Origin of the sequence: Priestia megaterium, assembly GCF_009497655.1 — a bacterium.
Classification (GTDB): domain Bacteria; phylum Bacillota; class Bacilli; order Bacillales; family Bacillaceae_H; genus Priestia; species Priestia zanthoxyli.
In genome coordinates this window covers 1965856-1982699 of the sequence record NZ_CP023317.1, presented here as the reverse complement: position 1 = coordinate 1982699, position 16844 = coordinate 1965856, and the positions used below count along the sequence as shown (strand labels likewise).

The following is a 16844-nucleotide window of genomic DNA, read 5'->3' as shown; positions in this document are numbered from 1 at the left end:
TCTTTTACGTTCTATGGATTTGTACGACGTGCTGCTGCGAATATCTTTTCTTTACATCCCTTACTATACATAGTGAAAATGAAAAAACAGTGAAAACTTTTCTTTTTTCTATTTTTAAATAAGGCGCCGCTAAATAAGTTTGACAAATGGCGCCTCTTTCTCTACTATATAGATACGCACCCTATCCAATTCAATTTCGCTTGTTGCGGGACACTTAACCAGTACGGATGGATAGGGTGTTTTTGTATGCAAAAAAAAGCAGAAGACCTAGGTCTTCTGCTTTTTATTTTGCTATAGGCTGACTGTCACCTTTTCCGTTTTCTTTTTTACTTTTTAAATAATAAAACAGATAACAAAAAAGGACAAATGGGATACCGCAGTATAATGCGATACGCTGACTCTTATCAAAAGCAAGTCCTACACAAGCAGCAAAGCATAAAACGAATGCTAAGATAGGAACGAGAGGATATAAAGGAGCTTTGTAAACAAGCTTTGATACATCATTTCCTTCTTTAATATAGCGTCTTCTGAACATAAAATGAGAAGCTGCAATAGCCATCCATACAGCTACCACCGCAAATCCAGAAATAGAAACTAATACTAAGTAAACAGTAGTTGGTGCAACCACGCTTGACAGCAAGGACAGACAAGCCACTCCCATGCTGATAAGCAACGAATTAAATGGAACTCCTTTAGACGTTACTTTCCCTAACCAGCTGCTAACCATTTTTTGATCGGATAATGACCAGAGCATTCTCGAGCATGCATATAAGCCTGCATTAGCGTTTGATAGTAAAGCTGTTAAAATAACCAAGTTCATAATATCTGCTGCATAAGGAATACCTATTTGATCAAACACCGTCACAAAAGGACTTTCTAACACTCCTGCTTGTTTCCATGAGATCAACCCAGATAGTACAAACATGGCGCCGATAAAGAAGAAGAATGTACGCCAAATGATATTTTTAATGGCTCGAGGTATGTTCTTTTCTGGATCTTCGGTTTCTCCCGCCGTAATACCAATTAATTCTGTTCCTGAAAAAGCAAAACTTACGGAAACCATCGTAATTAATACAGGCATAAGTCCATTTGGAAATAAACCGCCCTCTCCTGTAAAATGAGAAAGCATCGGCGCTTTTTCATGACCGCTAAGGGGAATGAATCCAAACATCGCTGCTGCGCCTAAAATAATAAATACAATAATCGTTAATACTTTAATACTTGAAAACCAAAATTCTGTTTCGCCGAAAAAACGTACAGATGTTGCATTTAAACCAAATAATAAAAGAGCAAACAGCGCGCTCCATATCCAAACCGAAACGTCAGGAAACCATCTTTGCATAAGCAGCCCAGACGCTGTAAACTCCGAACCGACAGATACTACCCAAGTCAGCCAGTAGAGCCAGCCCACCGCAAAACCAGTTCCCGGCCCTATAAACTTTGTAGCGTATACTTGAAATGATCCTGACACAGGCATTGCTACGCTTAGCTCCCCTAGACATATCATGACTAAATACATAATTAATCCACCGATTAAATAAGCAAGGAGCGTTCCCCCAGGACCTGCTGCATTAATTGTATAGCCAGAATTAAGAAACAACCCCGTACCGATAACACCGCCAAGGGAAATCATAAATAAATGACGGCTTTTCATTTTTCTTTGTAACTGATTCATAGATGTTGTATTCTCACCCATTATGTACCTCCTTTTTTTATAGTAAACCCATCCAAAAACTTGGTTTTTTTACATATTCTCTATAGTCTCTTCTCTTCAGGAATAGGCTCTATTTCTTCGATATGTACGAATTTTGTATATTGTATACAATATACACTTCTTAAATCTTTTTACGATTATATCATTTTTCAGATTTTTTACAACAATGAATAGTAAAAAATATTTCAATAATTCTATTTTTTATATTCTAACTAAGATTAAATGAAGTGATATGATATGATTATTTTTACACCCGTACGTTCTTTCATGCTATTTTTATACTCTTTCGTCACCATGACATGAAGAGAAGGAACGGCTGATGCGATATTTATTTTAGGGGGAAACAATGAACAAGGGGCCTATGATTTATCATTCATTAAAGGATCATGTATATAACTACATAGCAAGTCAAATTCAAGACGGTACACTGCTGCCTAACGACAAAATAAATGAAGCCAGTATTTGTTCTCAGCTGAATGTCAGCCGAACGCCTGTAAGAGAAGCGCTTATTAAATTAGCTTCAGACAACCTATTAGAATACAGACCGCGCAGAGGGTTTACTGTAAAGGAAATTGATACACACAAAAAACTAGAAGTATTTGAAATCGTCGGTGCTTTAGATGGTCTGGCAGCTGCCTTGTCGATTGATCACTTAACTGAAGAAGATTTTACGAAGATGGATGAGCTTATTAAAAAAATCGATGTTTCGATTGAATCAGAAAATTATCAGGATTATCAAAAATATCAAACGTATTTTCATCGAGTATATTTGAACCGATGCGATAATGTGACCTTAAAAGAACAGCTTATGTCTTTACAAGACGGATTCATCAGACAAACGTACTTTAGCGATGACACCAAAGAGCTATACGCCATTTTACGCGTAATGAATGAACATCACCGCCATATTCTAAAACTTCTGCAGCAGAAAAAAAAGGCCGATGTTCAGCTTTACCTTCAAAATGTTCACTGGAAAATCGAATACCCAGAAATGATTTGATCAAAAAGAACTCGAGACATGACTAAATCAATTCGATCAACAGCTAGAAGAAACGAAATACATGAAACCTACGTTTATCATACCAATGAAAAAATCCGAACGAAGTTGATTCTTCATTAAGAATCTCAATTCATCGTTCGGATTTTTCTTCAACTAAAACTCTTTTGTCCCAGCCTCTTTTATTTTGCTATAGCAGAACGCTGTTTTTCTTCTTTTACGTACCAAATGAATTTCCCTGTATATCCGTAAACAATCGCCAAAATAATAGAGACAAAACTGAGCCACATAAACGGCAGATAAGCGAATGTAGAGATCCCAAGCGTTGTAGCTAGAAATACACCGTTATCCGTCCACGGAACCATTCCAGAAGTTAAGGTTCCCCCTACTTCTGAGTTACGGGCAAGCACTAGACGCTGTATTCTTAACTTATCGTAACTTTTCTCCATAATTTTCGGTGTTAAAATTAATGAAACATACATCGCACAACCAAATATATTTCCTAATAATCCAACGAAAATAGTAGAAGCCGTAACGTTTCCTGAATTGACAAGAATTTTTTCAAATTTAGATAGCAGGACTTCTAAGACGCCGAGCTCATCTAATAACCCGCCAAATCCTAGTCCAAAAATAATGACAATAATAGAACCGACCATGCTTAAAATTCCGCCACGATTTAATAGCTCACTTAAAAATGTGTTGTCGGTATTAATTTTAAATCCTTCATAAGCCGTATTAAATGCGCTCGCCACATCCATATGTTGAAAGACAACTGCCCATATAATTCCTAATAATGAACCAACCGCAATTGCTGGAAGAGAAGGTTTCTTTAATGCTAAAAGGACAATGACAGCCAAAGCCGGAATCAGCATCCACCCGCTGATGTGAAATGTATCCAACAGCGAAGATTTTAATTCTTCTACCCGTCCAGCATCAAAATCTTTTCCCCCATACATAAACCCTGTTACCGTAAATAATACTGCCGTAATGAGATAAGCAGGAATATCCAATACTAACATTGCTTTTACGTGATCGATAACGTTCACTCGGGCCATTGACGCAGATAAAATGGTACTATCAGAAAGAGGAGAAAGCTTGTCTCCAAAATAAGCTCCTGAAATCACGGCTCCAGCTACTAAAGGAAGCGGCATACCTAAGCCTTGTCCGATTCCCATCATCGCGATTCCGGCTGTACCAACCGTTCCCCAAGATGTTCCTGTTGAAATCGAGGTAATAGAGCAAATGATAAGTGTAGCAAGTAAAAAGAATGTTGGATTAATAAACTCTAATCCAAAATAAATAAGAGAAGGAACAACTCCTCCGGCAATCCATGTTCCAATTAACGTACCGACGGCTAATAAAATTAAAATAGCTTCTAAGCCGTTTGATATTCCTCTTGTAATGGCCCCTTGCAGCTGATTATACGTATACCCAAGTCGTACTCCTAGCGCCATAACAATAAACCATGAAATAAATAAAGCGAGCTGAATAGGTAAATCAAAAACAGTTGCAAACGAAATAACAACAGCTAAAAATAAAGCAAGCACAATCATTATTTCCCACATAGATGGTAAACGGGTTGTGTTCAAACTAGCTCCTCCTAAACTGGTATGTAGATTCTGGAATGTGGTATCGTTTAAGAGCAAAACGTCCTTATTTTTTAATTGTTCCTCTTACTGCTCCAACGTATGTATTTCTATGAGTACTTAAACAATAAACTGCATCTTTTTAAGAACATAAAATAAGGATACTCGCGTAAACAATAAGCCATCTTTCTTTTATCCAGTGGTCATAATACCATAAGAGTGTGCTTTCTTACAAGACTCGTTATAAAGCGCTTTCTGTTTGTTTATACATTTTAATATATAAATATATTTTCATTTATTTTATTCAACGAAAAGAGGAAAGTAACATGAAAGAATATGCAACGTTTGCAGGAGGATGCTTTTGGTGCATGGTCGCTCCTTTTGATCAGCTTACAGGAATCATTAGTATCCGCTCGGGCTACGCTAGAGATGAACAAATCGCTTCTGAAGCTAAACAGGAAAGCGAGTACGTAGAGGCCGTGCAAATTGTATGGGATCCTTCTCAAATTACGTTTGAAGAGCTGCTTAACCTGTATTGGCAGCAAATTGACCCTACGGATTCCGCCGGACAGTTTTCAGACCGCGGACCATCGTATCGAGCCATTATTTTTTATCATAACGAAAAGCAAAAAGAAGTGGCTCTCGATTCTAAAAGAAAGCTCGCCCAAAGCGGACGTTTTAAGAACCCTATCGTCACACCTATTTTACCTTTTTCTTCTTTTTACGAAGCAGAAGAACAGCAGCAGGATTATTATCGAAAAAATGCATTTCACTATAAATTATACAAAGAAGGCTCGGGGCGAACTGATTTTCTGACGCAGCATTGGCCCAAGGACCGCTCTTACCTTAAAAAGTTCCTAACGCCTATGCAATATTTTGTTACGCAGGAAAACGGAACCGAACCCCCTTTTACAAATTTATATTGGAATAACAAAAAAAAAGGAATTTACGTTGACCTTCTAACTGGAGAAGCACTGTTCAAAACGTCAGATCAGCTTCCTTCTCATACAGGCTGGCCCATTTTTAAGCGTCCTATCTTATACGGAAACATAAAAAAAGTGCCGGCTCAGCATTCAACAGCGCTAAAAAGCAAAGAAGGAGATAACTATCTTGGTTTACTTTTAACAGAAGAAAACAGCGAATACTATCAAGTAAATTCTGCGGCTCTTCGCTTTATTCCAAAAGAGAAGCTTAAAGAAGAAGGCTATGAAGATTTTTTAATTTTATTTTGATGCCTATACTTTCTTAAACGGGTAAAAATAAGCAGTTACTTTCTTTGCGTAGTGTACAGTTAAATTATGATAGTCCGCCGGACGCAAAAAAGGCTGAGTGATAGAATCATCTCTTATTTCACACTCTCCTTTTTGCAGCTCCCAAGGATCATGATAAAGGTCTCCTCTGTAGACATTTCCTTGGTGAGTGGTAAATAAGCAATAGCGCTCTGTAAGCCAATGAGCTAATTCTCCTTTTCTACTGCGATAGGACGGAGAAGTACCTCTATATGTAAGCTTTACTCGCTCTTTTTTTGAGTCTCTGTGCGTTCGAACTGACTGAAAAGAAATATAGTTCTGAGTTTTGTTGAATGTCATAGCAGCGTGGTAATAAGGCAAGTGAAAAAACTGACGAGCAATCCATACTCCTAGTGGATTGCTTGCGTCTAAACTAAAAAAATAAACGCCTTTTTCCCCTTTATATGTAACATAGGTACGCACATTTAGCTCATATAGCCGTGAAAAGATGGGCACGGCGGGCGTTCCTTTGAATCGAATGTCTGTCATCGTAAAAGGCACAAGCGCAATCCACGCTTGACCATTATAGGTGTCAGGCTCTAACTGACTCGGCAATAAAGAAGCCAAAAATGCCGGATCTACAGGCCAATGAATAAACAGTAAATCTTTCCACGTTTGTTTCATTATCCAATTATTTTTCACTTCTTGGTCCCTCCTTTTTCTAGATGTTCTTTTCCATTAATTCAGCGGCTGCCGATTTGCCTGACAAATATGCGCTCTCTAACCGTGAGTGATTCGTCTCGTCTTCCCTTCTTAAAAAAGCATCTCCTGCCACCAGTAGCGACGGCATAATTTTAGCAAAGGGCTGATGAAGAACTTGTTCAACCTCTGCATAGCGCCATTTCTTTATCTGGATGCTTTTAATATGATTTGCACCTATCCATTCTTTTATTTCATTTTTTATCATCGGCAGCAACTCACGTTCATGTTCATCAAAATGTTTTTCTGACCAGTCTTTATTCATATATATGCTAAGAACGGGCGTCTTTGATATTCCTTTTTGCTCATGATTAACAATTCTTTGGATTGTGCTAGATGGATTTGTGATTTGACCATGATCACTATACAGCATCTCTGTGTAAAGCTCCACGATAGCAACCAAGCAGGGACTAAATTTAAGTGTTTTAAGAATAGATTGGTCCGCTTGCAGCTTACTATTATTAAATACCTCAATAACCTGAGGAGACGGAGGTGTAAGAATGATATCAGTCGCTTCAAAAATCTCATTTTCTTCTGTATACAGCTGGTACCTTCCGTTTTGAAAGTCAATGGTTTGAACTTTTCGATTCAAGTATACGCGTAGATCTTTTGCTAAATATTTAGCTAATGCATTCATGCCATTTATACTTTGATAACGAGGGTGATGCTCACCAAACCACTTCTTAACCTTTCTATCAGCTATCCATTTATTTACGGCTTGCTGAAATTCATCGGATCTCACTGTAAAAAATTGAGCTCCGTGATCTGCTTTTCCATCCCCTACTCTTCGTGTAGCCATTCGTCCCCCTACACTTTTGCCCTTATCAAGAAGAAAGACCTCTATTCCTGCTTTTTGTAATTCAGCCGCAGCTGTAAGGCCGGTCATTCCTGCACCTACTATTCCTACTCGTTTCATTTTTTCCTCCTTATTTAACTCATTTACTTACAGTATAAAAAAAGCGGAATAATTGAGCTAATTTAAACTGTCTTTTTCATTTACCTTCGCTCCTGCTTGTCTCAAAAAAATAGTCTACGATTCTTTTCATCTTAATATACTTGTTGTATACAAATATATCTTTACCTGCTAGCACGTCTATAGATAGGAGGACCGTCACATGATGCTCTATGATATTAAGCACAAAGTATATTACGAAGTATTTAATACAGCTCGCCCTAAAATGAAGGACGCTCACCAAGGACGAAGCTGGGGATATGTTTATAAAAATCTCAATGGACAACCTACAAAGTTCTGGATTGACTTTACACACGGTCGTTTTATGTACTTTCAAGTTGAAGACAAGTGGTATCGCGTGCAATATTTGCAGTCCAATGATAAGAAAAAAACAGCGGATGTCTTTAAAGGCGCTCTCATTGATTTGATTTTAGATGGAATGGATCTCAAACTAGTACGAGGAAACTTTGAGAAGAGAAGACTCTTAGCTTTATAACACATAGAAAAACAGCCGTAAAAGCAGTCCTGCTTTTACGGCTGTTTAATTGTACGAGGAGTAATCAATATTTCAACCCTTCTATTTTTCGCTTGCCCCTCTGCTGTATTGTTAGATGTCACGGGTTTGAACTCTCCAAACCCTTTTGCACTGAACATGCTTGGATTAAGCTTATCGTTTTTTAAGATAGCTTTCATAAAGTTAACGGCTCTCATCACGCTTAACTCCCAGTTGGATTCAAAACCAGCGTTCCGAATAGGTACGTTATCGGTGTGACCGCTAATAATAATATTACGAGGAGGATCAATCACCAAAAGCTCTGAAATATCATTTGCGATTTTTGTATCTTCACTCCGAACTTGTGCTCTTCCCGAATCAAACAATACATTGTCTCGAATGGAAATTAAGAGACCTTCATCTGTTAGCGAAGTCTGCAATTGATTTGTTAAGTTTTTCTTTTGAATATACGCATTAATTTTAGATTGAATTTGCTGAAGCTCTTCTTGATCAGCTTCTCGAATGGTTTGCTCCTTTTGTTCGCTCGTTAACGATTGTGAAGAAGCAGGAGACTGATTGGGAGCTGTCTCTACTTCATTTGTTTTTTCCGTACTTTTAGCTGCAGGAGTATTTGAAGGCTGAACCGCTTCTTCAGATTCCTGCAGAGATTGAAATTCCATCACGCCCGTTCCTCCAACGAACGCTTCATTAAATGCGCGGGAAAGGTTTTTAAATTTTTGCGCATCCACTGAGCTCATTGCAAACAATACAATGAATAAAGCAAGTAAAAGTGTAAGCAAATCTGAGTAAGGAAGCAGCCAGCTTTCGTCAACATGGTCCTCTTCATGCTTTCGTTTTCTGCGTCTACTCATTTATGCCCACTTCGCTTTCTTGAAGAAGCTTTTTACGTTCCGCTGTTGGCAAATAGGAAGCCAGCTTTTGCTCAATTACTTTCGGTGTTTCTCCTTCTAGAAGTGAAAGCACTCCTTCGATCATCATATACTTTACCTTTACTTCATGTTTCGATTTACGCTTCAGTTTATTTGCAAACGGATGCCATAGTACATACCCAGTAAAAATACCAAGAAGCGTAGCAACAAACGCCGCGCTGATCGCATGTCCTAGCGTATCCGTATCTTCCATGTTCCCAAGCGCAGCAATTAACCCTATAACAGCTCCAAGTACACCCAGAGTTGGAGCATATGTACCTGCTAAAGCGAAAATACTTGCACCCGTTTGATGTCTCTCTTCCATAGCATCAATTTCTTCAGACAACACGTCTCGTATATAATCCGCACTTTGACCATCAATAGCTAAATTCAAACCATTTTTTAAGAAAGGGTCATCTACATCAATAATTTGGGCTTCAAGTGATAGTAACCCTTCTTTTCGAACAACTTGTCCCCATTCTGAAAACATGGATACTAAATCAACGGGCTGCAGCATTTTTTGTTCTTTAAACAGGACACCAAACAGTTTTGGGACTCTTTTGATTTCATTTGAAGGAAATGCAATCACTACTGCTCCGACGGTTCCGACAATAATAATTAAAATAGCAGCCGGATTTCCTAACACAGATGGATTAACCCCTTTGAAAAACATGCCTACAATAAGAGAGGCTATTCCTAAAATCAGTCCAATAAAAGATGTTTTATCCATATGTAATTCTCCTATCCTTAACTTCCTGTTCTTTCTTTTTGTGTATTTTATCCTCATCTTTTATTTCGACTATTTCATAGAATTTTTAAGCTTTTTATGAATCATATTTACAATTACATCTTTTCTCTATTATAAAAACACTTTTTTCAACTTTTCATACAGAATATCTGAAGGTCCAGCTATAATCGCTACAATTTGATTTTCCACATAAATAGCAGCCGTCATCTTATTATCAATATCAGCTAAAATTGCAAACCCGACGTTAATATTCAACTTTACTCACCTCTGTAACGTTGTTGTTTATTCAACATATAAAAAGAACAGTCTTACCATTTATTTTTCCGTGTTTTATTGACATTTGTAAATTTTATATTAAGATTATGTAAATGAGTTGACAAAATGGAGGTGATATTATGCTACTAGAAAAATACTGTAAAGACACTGATTTAATGATTATCCAGTTTACAATCGAACTAACAAAAGATATTCACGCTAAAATCTCCGCACGTACTTTATTTTATGAAGAACAGGTGATACGTTATGCTGAAAAAAGAATACGTTCTTTCTTACATCCTCTTTCCCTTAAACATACGCTGAAATTTGTCTATCAATCTGAAATACTACAAACCATTCTATTCAAATTAAAACCAACTTTTGAACAGCAGCACGTACTGCGCTGTATTTCATCTTAAAAAGGAGTTCCCTTTAGCGGAAACTCCTTTTTGATTTGATTCTACGATATAGACGATATGCTTTTCTGATAACGTTTAAAAGCGGATACGGCAAGCGGATATGGTATTTATCAATAAACGGATAAAAGGTGTAATAAGCTTTTACAAGGTCTGTCCATTTTTTATCAATACCCTCCTTATAAAAGTCAGAAATATCCACCACATATCCTCTTCCATCTTTCATCATGACATTTTTGCCATGCACATCATACGGGTTTAACCCCTGGCTTCTTGCATAGTCCAAAGCTTTGTTCACATCTTTTATGACTTGTTCTGGAATCTTTATTCCCCGCTGTACAGCATCATACAAAGTAACACCTGTAAGTCTTTTTAAAATCAAGTACGTCTTTCCCTCATGAAAAAGTTGAGAATAAGCTGGGTGAACGCCCAGCTTTCTATACACTTGCGCTTCTTTTTTTACACCATAAACGTCTCTTCCGTATACTTTTACGACAAATTCAGGATAATTCTCGTGCGTAAACACACCGGCATAGTTTCCTTTACCAATAAGTACCCACTCTTTTGTTTTGTTCGTAACTTCAACTGGATCATAGTCACTTTCACTTTGAATCTTAACTTGCGTTAGTAATGATGTTTCAACTAGCGACACTAACTGTTTAATTGTTTTATCCATAGTCCCCTCTAAAAATCCTTCAGTAATCTCTATCAAATATTATCCTATGATAAATCTCAATGCAGGATGTGTCAATAAATTGACAGCCTGATATAAAGAGGGAAAGGATTCCCGTTCATTCAAGACTGCGTGTGAACTTTGTGAACATTCACATCCAGTTCTTCTTTCATATTCAGCATAACGCCCGCCATCGGAGCAATAGGCTCGGGCTTAGTCAGTTGAAATAAAAAGCGCTTTGTCATTTCTGACAGAAAAATAGTTACTATTTCAGTGATATAGTCCATGCCTCTTTCCGCTTGATGCTCAATCCCAAGCGGCATATACATATAGCTTGGGACATCAATGGATCCTCCTTTTTCAAAACGGTCAGGTAAAAATTCACTTGGCTCTAAAAAATAATCTTCATGGCGATGCATCATATAAGGGCTAATTAACATAATCTCCCCTTTTTTAATGCTGTAACCATCTATTTGTATATCTTCACGTGCTTGACGCCCAAATAGCCAAAGAGGCGGATACAGCCTCATGCTTTCAGCAATTATTTTGCGCATATAGGTCAAATTTTTGGTTGAAAGTGATTCACCGCTAGCATAGGCTTGAATTTCTTTATGCAGCTGAAGGTGCTCCCTAATATTTTGAGACAGTAAATGAATAGACCAGCTGCATACGTGCGTAATCATTTCATACATCGAAAGGAATATAGAATTTAGCTGTTCGTATATTTCTCTTTCATCGATGTCTTCCCCGTGAGAATTTAATACACACTGCAGTAAGTCATTTCCTTCGGTTTTGTTTTGAACACGCATTTGAACGCGTTCAAAAAGGAGTTGTTCTAGCTGCTCATCTGAGTCAGGCTGGTGCAAGGGTAGACGAATATAAATTTTGCCTAACTTTTCTTTTTTTCTCATAAGCGCTTGAACATAGTGAATTTTGTCTTTATCCTCAATCGAAATGCCAAATACAAGTTGAAGGAGTACAGCTACGACTATCTGTCTTATGTCTTTTACTATCGTTCGAAGCTGCCCTTCTTCCCACGTTTCCGTATGCTTTTCAATTATTTTTGCGATTGCTTCCTTATTATAAGTTAGATGTTGTTTAAGTTGTGAGGGTTGAATGGGGCTCATGTATAATGCTTCATCTGTCCATAACATTTCTTCACCCAGCAGCGTTTTAAACATATGCGTTAGTTTAATTTTTTGAAACGCCTTGCTGTTTGTAATGACTACATCTTTAATAAGTTGAGGGTCTCTCGTTACATAAAAGCGTTTGTGCGCAACTCTAAATGTTGCAATTTCTCCATACTGAGTCAAGTTTTCCAAAAAACCCAATGGGTTCTCTCTAAACTTTTGCAGGTGACCGGTAAGCTTATACGACGAGGGGCCCTGTATAACCGGCAATGTTATCACTCCTTTTCTAAAAATGCGGGACTTAAACAAATAAAAGAGTAGTCCACTAAAGACTACTCTTTTTCACACAAAGATATGCTATTGATTTTCACAAAAAATCTTACTTATTATTCCATATTGATCCATACGCTTTTCACTTCAGTGTAATTATCAAGCGCATAGCTTCCCATTTCACGACCAATTCCCGACTGCTTATAACCTCCAAACGGGCTTGCTGCATCAAATACGTTGTAACAGTTCACCCAAACTGTACCCGCTTTAATACCATGAGCAATATAGTGTGCTTTCTTTAAATCCTGTGTCCAGACGCCTGCTGCTAGACCATATGCTGTATCATTTGCTTTGGCAATCAAATCATCAAGATCGTCAAACGGCATAGCAGCTACAACCGGACCAAAGATTTCTTCACGAGCAATCGTCATCGAATGATCGACATCTGCAAAGATAGTCGGTTCTACGAAATAGCCTTGATCAAACGGTATGTTTCCTCCTGCGAGTACTTCCGCTCCTTCTTCAATTCCTTTATCAATATAGGTTTTCACTCGTTTTTGCTGCTGCGCAGATACAAGCGGACCCATTGTTGTCTCATCAGCTAATCCATTTCCTTGTTTAATAGATTTCGTTTGAGAAACTAAATCAGCTACGACATTATCATATAAGCTTTTTTGGACATACAGACGACTTCCAGCACAACATACTTGTCCCTGGTTAAACATAATACCTGAAAGCGCACCAGGAACAGCTTTTGTTAAGTCTGCATCCGGGAGGATAATGTTTGGTGATTTTCCTCCAAGCTCTAACGTCACACGCTTTAAAGAGTCGCTAGCTTGTTTCATAATTGCTTTTCCGACAGCAGTAGATCCTGTAAAAGCAATTTTATCGACAAGATCATGATGAACGAGCGGTTCACCTGCTGTTTTCCCGTAGCCTGGCACAATGTTTAGCACGCCTTTTGGGAATCCTGCTTCATCGGCTAGTCGAGCTAAGTAAAGTGCAGAAAGAGGCGTTTGCTCGGCTGGCTTGAGCACAATTGTACATCCAGTTGCCAAAGCGGCTCCGAGCTTCCAAGCGGCCATTAAAAGCGGGAAGTTCCACGGAATAATTTGGCCAACAACTCCTACTGGTTCATATCTCGTATAGTTAAAATACGCTCCTTGCACAGGAATAGTTTGTCCAACCATTTTAGTTGACCACCCTGCAAAGTAGCGGAAATGTTCGATGGCTAATGGAATGTCTGCATTTGATGTTTCACGAATTGGTTTTCCGTTATCAAGCGTTTCAAGCTGCGCAAGTTCCAATTGATGTGTTTCCATTAAATCAGCTAATTTATAAATAAGTCGACTTCTTTCAGCTGCTGACATCTTTGTCCAAGGTCCATGATCAAAGGCTTCTCTAGCCGCTCTGACGGCGCGATCAATATCCTCTGGATTTGCTTCAGCTACATCTGCCAACTTTTCACCCGTTGCTGGATTTACTGTTTCAAACGTTTTTCCTGAAACAGAGTCTACCCATTCGCCATTAATGTATAGCTGTTTAACTCCTTTTAAAAACTCCACTACTTTCGGACTCATTTCAACTTTTTTCGCTCCAAGATTTTGCATCAAATACATACCTCCCCACGAATTTTGAAAACGCTAACAATGAATATTTTACCATGTTATCTAGTAAAATCAACAATTTTGCATACAATATTCTGAATTTTTCTACATGCATTCTAGCTATCTAAAACTTATCTTACTAGTACAAATGTCGAAAGAGGCGAAACGTTTATTGTATTTCCTTTCACCGTACGGAGCGTTTTTGTTCCGGCCCGCTCGCCGTCAACAAGTAATCTCCACGTTCTGTTAGAAGGCAAATGAACCGTTTGAGCTTGTTTATTTGCATTATGAATCACCATTATTTCGTTTGCTTTATCTTTATTAGCTTTAGCATTTAACGTATAACCTACTACGTTTGCTGGTGCATCAACAAAGCGTAAATTTTGATGAATAGCCTGTGCACTCGTCATTCTAAATGACGAATATTGCTTTCGAAGCGCAATAAGTCCCTTCATGTAATTTACTTCTTGGCTGAAAGCTGCTCGGCGCTTCCAATCTAGCTGATTGACAGAATCGGGTGACTGATAGCTGTTATGGTCTCCGCCTTTTGTTCTCATAAACTCTTGACCTGCATGTATAAAGTTCATTCCTTGAGATGTTAAAATAATAGAAGAAGCAAGCTTGTGCATTTGCTTTTTCGTTTGCTCGGTGTCAGCAGGGTTCGTCAGCTGAAGCTTATCCCATAACGTATGGTTATCGTGCGCTTCTACATACGTAACAACTTGATCTGGATCTTCATACGTGGCAGTTGAACGATCATAATCAATTCCAGCTGCTATACTTTGCTGTATGAGCTTTTCTTGTCCTTGCTTTCCATTCACAAATCCGTTGTCATGATCAAAAAATACGCTGCCTTTAAGACCATCCCGCATACCGTCATTAAAGTGAGCGATGCGCTTCATATCCTGAGCGTTTTTCTGGTTAGCTTTGAGCTTAGCGTCAAGCTCGGTTCCTAGATCCCAGCCCTCTCCTAAGACGATAATGGAAGGATCAAGTTCATCTAATTTCTTTCTCACTTCATTCATTGTCTTTGTATCGTGAATCCCCATTAAATCAAACCGAAACCCGTCAATGTGGTACTCTTTTGCCCAATACGCAACAGAATCTACGATAAACTTCCGAACCATTTTCCGTTCAGACGCCGTGTCGTTTCCAACACCTGTTCCGTTGGATAGAGTTCCATCTTCTTTATAACGGAAGTAGTAGCCTGGAACTAGTTTATCAAAACTATGCTCACTCACTGCATACACGTGATTATAAACAACGTCCATTACCATGCGAAGCTGCTTGTCATGAAGCGTTTGAATCATTTGTTTGAGCTCAATAATTCTAGTCTTAGGATTATATGGGTTTGTTGAATAGGAGCCTTCTGGGACGTTATAATTTTTCGGATCATATCCCCAGTTAAACTGCGGCTCGTTTAATTTCGTTTCATCCACCGTACGATAATCGTAAATAGGCAGGAACTGGACGTGCGTTACACCTAAATCTTTAATATGACTGAGTCCTGTTTTTACTCCATTTGGTCCTTTCGTATTCCACTCCGCTACGCCTAAATATTTTCCTTTGTTTTTGATACCGCTCTCTTTTTGAGACGATAAATCTCGTACGTGCAGTTCATAGATAATGGCATCTTCTGGATTTTTAAATTTCGGCTTATTTGTACTCCACTTTTTCGGATTTGTTTTAGCCAAATCTACGACGACTCCGCGATCTCCATTGACCGTTGTTGCTCGTACATATGGATCAACCGCTTCATTCCAGACGTTCCCAATTTTTACTTTGTACGTATAAATTAGTTCATCTTGATTTCCTTTTAACTCCGCTTTCCACGTTCCTTTTTCACTTTTAGTCATAGAAATTTCTTTTAAAGCTTTCGAGTTCCATGACGAATAAGTCACTAGCTTGGCTTCGCTTGCAGTTGGAGCCCATACGCGAAAATTTGTTTGTTTCTTAGAATATGTGTTTCCTAAATCGTTTCCGCTATATGCATACTTTTCGTCAAATTCTTTCGTACGCACGACATTTCCATTGACTACATCAGCTGATCCGTATCCTTTTTGCTTAACTTTATACGTTTTTGTAACGTCCAGAGGCTGTTTTGTTATGATTTTAACTTTAGTAGTAACAGAGTCTCCTCCCTCTTTATAAGGTGTCACTTTCTCAATTTGAGCTCCGTCAATTTCAATGTCTCCTACACTCTTAGAAGAATCGAACGGTACGTTTGTTTCTAATGTAATTTGATTAAATGCATCCATAGTCGCTTTCGTGATTTTCCGAGTGATATCTACTACAGCTCTATCATAATAAATTCGATTTTGCCCTTGAACAATCCATACTTCTACATTCCCATCTTTCCCAACCTTGGTAATAAAGCGGTTTCCTCCGTCTTTATTTTCCCAATCGCTATCACTAGTAGAATGGCGTACAATAAAACCAATTTTGTCAAATAAATTACCACTTCCACTGTTAATTGTGTAAGTTGCTTTCTTCCCAAAATTCGTGTCTTCCGTAAATTCGATTTGCTTGCCTTCTTTTTCATCACCTGGCCATGTCCAAATGTTCCACCCGCTGTAATCTCCATCGTACCGATGATAGTTTAAGGTAACGTTTACTTTATCAAATTCCGGTAAATCTCGATATTCACCGTCAGGAGGAGACGTATATGTATGTTCATCTCCACTTTTTACCCATACTTCTCCTTCACCGTTCTCCACTGAAACGAAGCGGTCTCCTCCATCTTTTTCCCACGACTCGGTTCGTACAATAAAACCTACTTTGTCATAAGTACCGGGTAGTTCAACTTCCGCTACTTTTCCAAATTGATCTTCCCCTGTAAATGCGTAAGGCTTCCCTTCTCCTCCTTCAGGAAAAACCCATAATCCCCATTCTTTTGTATCGTTTGAAGCAGGCTGATAGTGAATCGTGAGTTTTGTGGTATCCGCTGCAGATGCAAACGATTGCATAAACGGGCTAAAAAAAGAGCTTACTAGTAAGAGTAAAGCCGTCAGTACCATTGCATATTTAGTCCAACTACGTTTCAATTAAAACCCTCCCGTAAAATAAAGTACGTACACATTTTTCAC

General features: G+C 38.4%; 15 protein-coding genes. 4 read left to right on the top strand and 11 right to left on the bottom strand.

The features are described from left to right. Positions 1-283: 283 nt before the first annotated feature. Positions 284-1696 (bottom strand): amino acid permease, encoded by a 1413-nt coding sequence (locus CEQ83_RS09935; protein ID WP_028413604.1) that lies wholly within the window; start codon positions 1694-1696, stop codon positions 284-286. Between the two features lie 364 nt (positions 1697-2060). On the opposite strand from CEQ83_RS09935, the gene CEQ83_RS09930 reads away from it, so the two are divergent. Then, entirely contained in the window at positions 2061-2714 is a 654-nt protein-coding gene (locus tag CEQ83_RS09930; protein WP_034327794.1) for a GntR family transcriptional regulator, read from the top strand. Between the two features lie 179 nt (positions 2715-2893). On the opposite strand, the gene nhaC is transcribed toward CEQ83_RS09930, so the two are convergent. Further along, positions 2894-4300 (bottom strand): Na+/H+ antiporter NhaC, encoded by a 1407-nt coding sequence (nhaC, locus tag CEQ83_RS09925; RefSeq protein WP_028413606.1) that lies wholly within the window; start codon positions 4298-4300, stop codon positions 2894-2896. Positions 4301-4623: 323 nt separating this feature from the next. Between nhaC and msrA the strand changes: the two genes are divergently transcribed. Continuing rightward, positions 4624-5529 (top strand): peptide-methionine (S)-S-oxide reductase MsrA, encoded by a 906-nt coding sequence (gene msrA / locus CEQ83_RS09920; RefSeq protein ID WP_033578792.1) that lies wholly within the window; start codon positions 4624-4626, stop codon positions 5527-5529. A 3-nt stretch (positions 5530-5532) separates the two neighbouring features. Here msrA and CEQ83_RS09915 read toward each other — a convergent pair whose 3' ends face one another. Then, the gene (locus CEQ83_RS09915) at positions 5533-6228 is read right to left on the bottom strand and encodes a YqjF family protein (protein ID WP_028413608.1); all 696 of its coding nucleotides are present in this window, start codon (positions 6226-6228) and stop codon (positions 5533-5535) included. A gap of 19 nt (positions 6229-6247) precedes the next feature. Beyond that, positions 6248-7201 carry an NAD(P)/FAD-dependent oxidoreductase gene (locus tag CEQ83_RS09910; RefSeq protein ID WP_028413609.1) on the bottom strand — a complete coding sequence of 318 codons (954 nt, stop codon included), beginning with the start codon at positions 7199-7201 and terminating at the stop codon, positions 6248-6250. Between the two features lie 199 nt (positions 7202-7400). On the opposite strand from CEQ83_RS09910, the gene CEQ83_RS09905 reads away from it, so the two are divergent. Beyond that, a complete protein-coding gene (locus CEQ83_RS09905) occupies positions 7401-7733 on the top strand; it encodes a hypothetical protein (protein WP_013056747.1) in 333 nt (110 codons plus the stop codon). Between the two features lie 35 nt (positions 7734-7768). Here CEQ83_RS09905 and motB read toward each other — a convergent pair whose 3' ends face one another. The 3 genes from motB to CEQ83_RS27035 form a co-directional block, all read right to left on the bottom strand. Beyond that, positions 7769-8602, bottom strand: a complete 834-nt coding sequence (motB, locus tag CEQ83_RS09900) for a flagellar motor protein MotB (protein WP_028413610.1) — start codon at positions 8600-8602, stop codon at positions 7769-7771. Then, the gene (gene motA, locus CEQ83_RS09895; protein ID WP_013056745.1) at positions 8595-9389 is read right to left on the bottom strand and encodes a flagellar motor stator protein MotA; all 795 of its coding nucleotides are present in this window, start codon (positions 9387-9389) and stop codon (positions 8595-8597) included. Before motA ends, motB begins: the two co-directional genes overlap by 8 nt. 129 nt (positions 9390-9518) lie before the next feature. Next, positions 9519-9662 carry a hypothetical protein gene (locus CEQ83_RS27035; RefSeq protein WP_014460421.1) on the bottom strand — a complete coding sequence of 48 codons (144 nt, stop codon included), beginning with the start codon at positions 9660-9662 and terminating at the stop codon, positions 9519-9521. A gap of 140 nt (positions 9663-9802) precedes the next feature. Here CEQ83_RS27035 and CEQ83_RS09890 point away from each other — a divergent pair, with 140 nt between their 5' ends. Then, on the top strand, positions 9803-10081 hold the full coding sequence (locus CEQ83_RS09890; RefSeq protein WP_014460422.1) for a hypothetical protein: 279 nt from the start codon (positions 9803-9805) through the stop codon (positions 10079-10081). 13 nt (positions 10082-10094) lie between these two features. Here the strand turns inward: CEQ83_RS09890 and CEQ83_RS09885 are convergent, their stop codons facing one another. The 4 genes from CEQ83_RS09885 to pulA form a co-directional block, all read right to left on the bottom strand. Beyond that, positions 10095-10754 (bottom strand): serine/threonine-protein kinase, encoded by a 660-nt coding sequence (locus tag CEQ83_RS09885; protein WP_028413611.1) that lies wholly within the window; start codon positions 10752-10754, stop codon positions 10095-10097. Positions 10755-10873: 119 nt separating this feature from the next. Further along, complete coding sequence (locus CEQ83_RS09880) at positions 10874-12160, bottom strand: cytochrome P450 (protein ID WP_080963438.1); 1287 nt, start codon at positions 12158-12160, stop codon at positions 10874-10876. A gap of 107 nt (positions 12161-12267) precedes the next feature. After that, the gene (locus CEQ83_RS09875) at positions 12268-13761 is read right to left on the bottom strand and encodes an aldehyde dehydrogenase family protein (RefSeq protein WP_013082880.1); all 1494 of its coding nucleotides are present in this window, start codon (positions 13759-13761) and stop codon (positions 12268-12270) included. Between the two features lie 128 nt (positions 13762-13889). Beyond that, positions 13890-16775: a type I pullulanase gene (gene pulA, locus CEQ83_RS09870; RefSeq protein ID WP_028413613.1), complete on the bottom strand. Its 2886-nt coding sequence runs from the start codon at positions 16773-16775 to the stop codon at positions 13890-13892. Between the last annotated feature and the right edge of the window lie 69 nt (positions 16776-16844).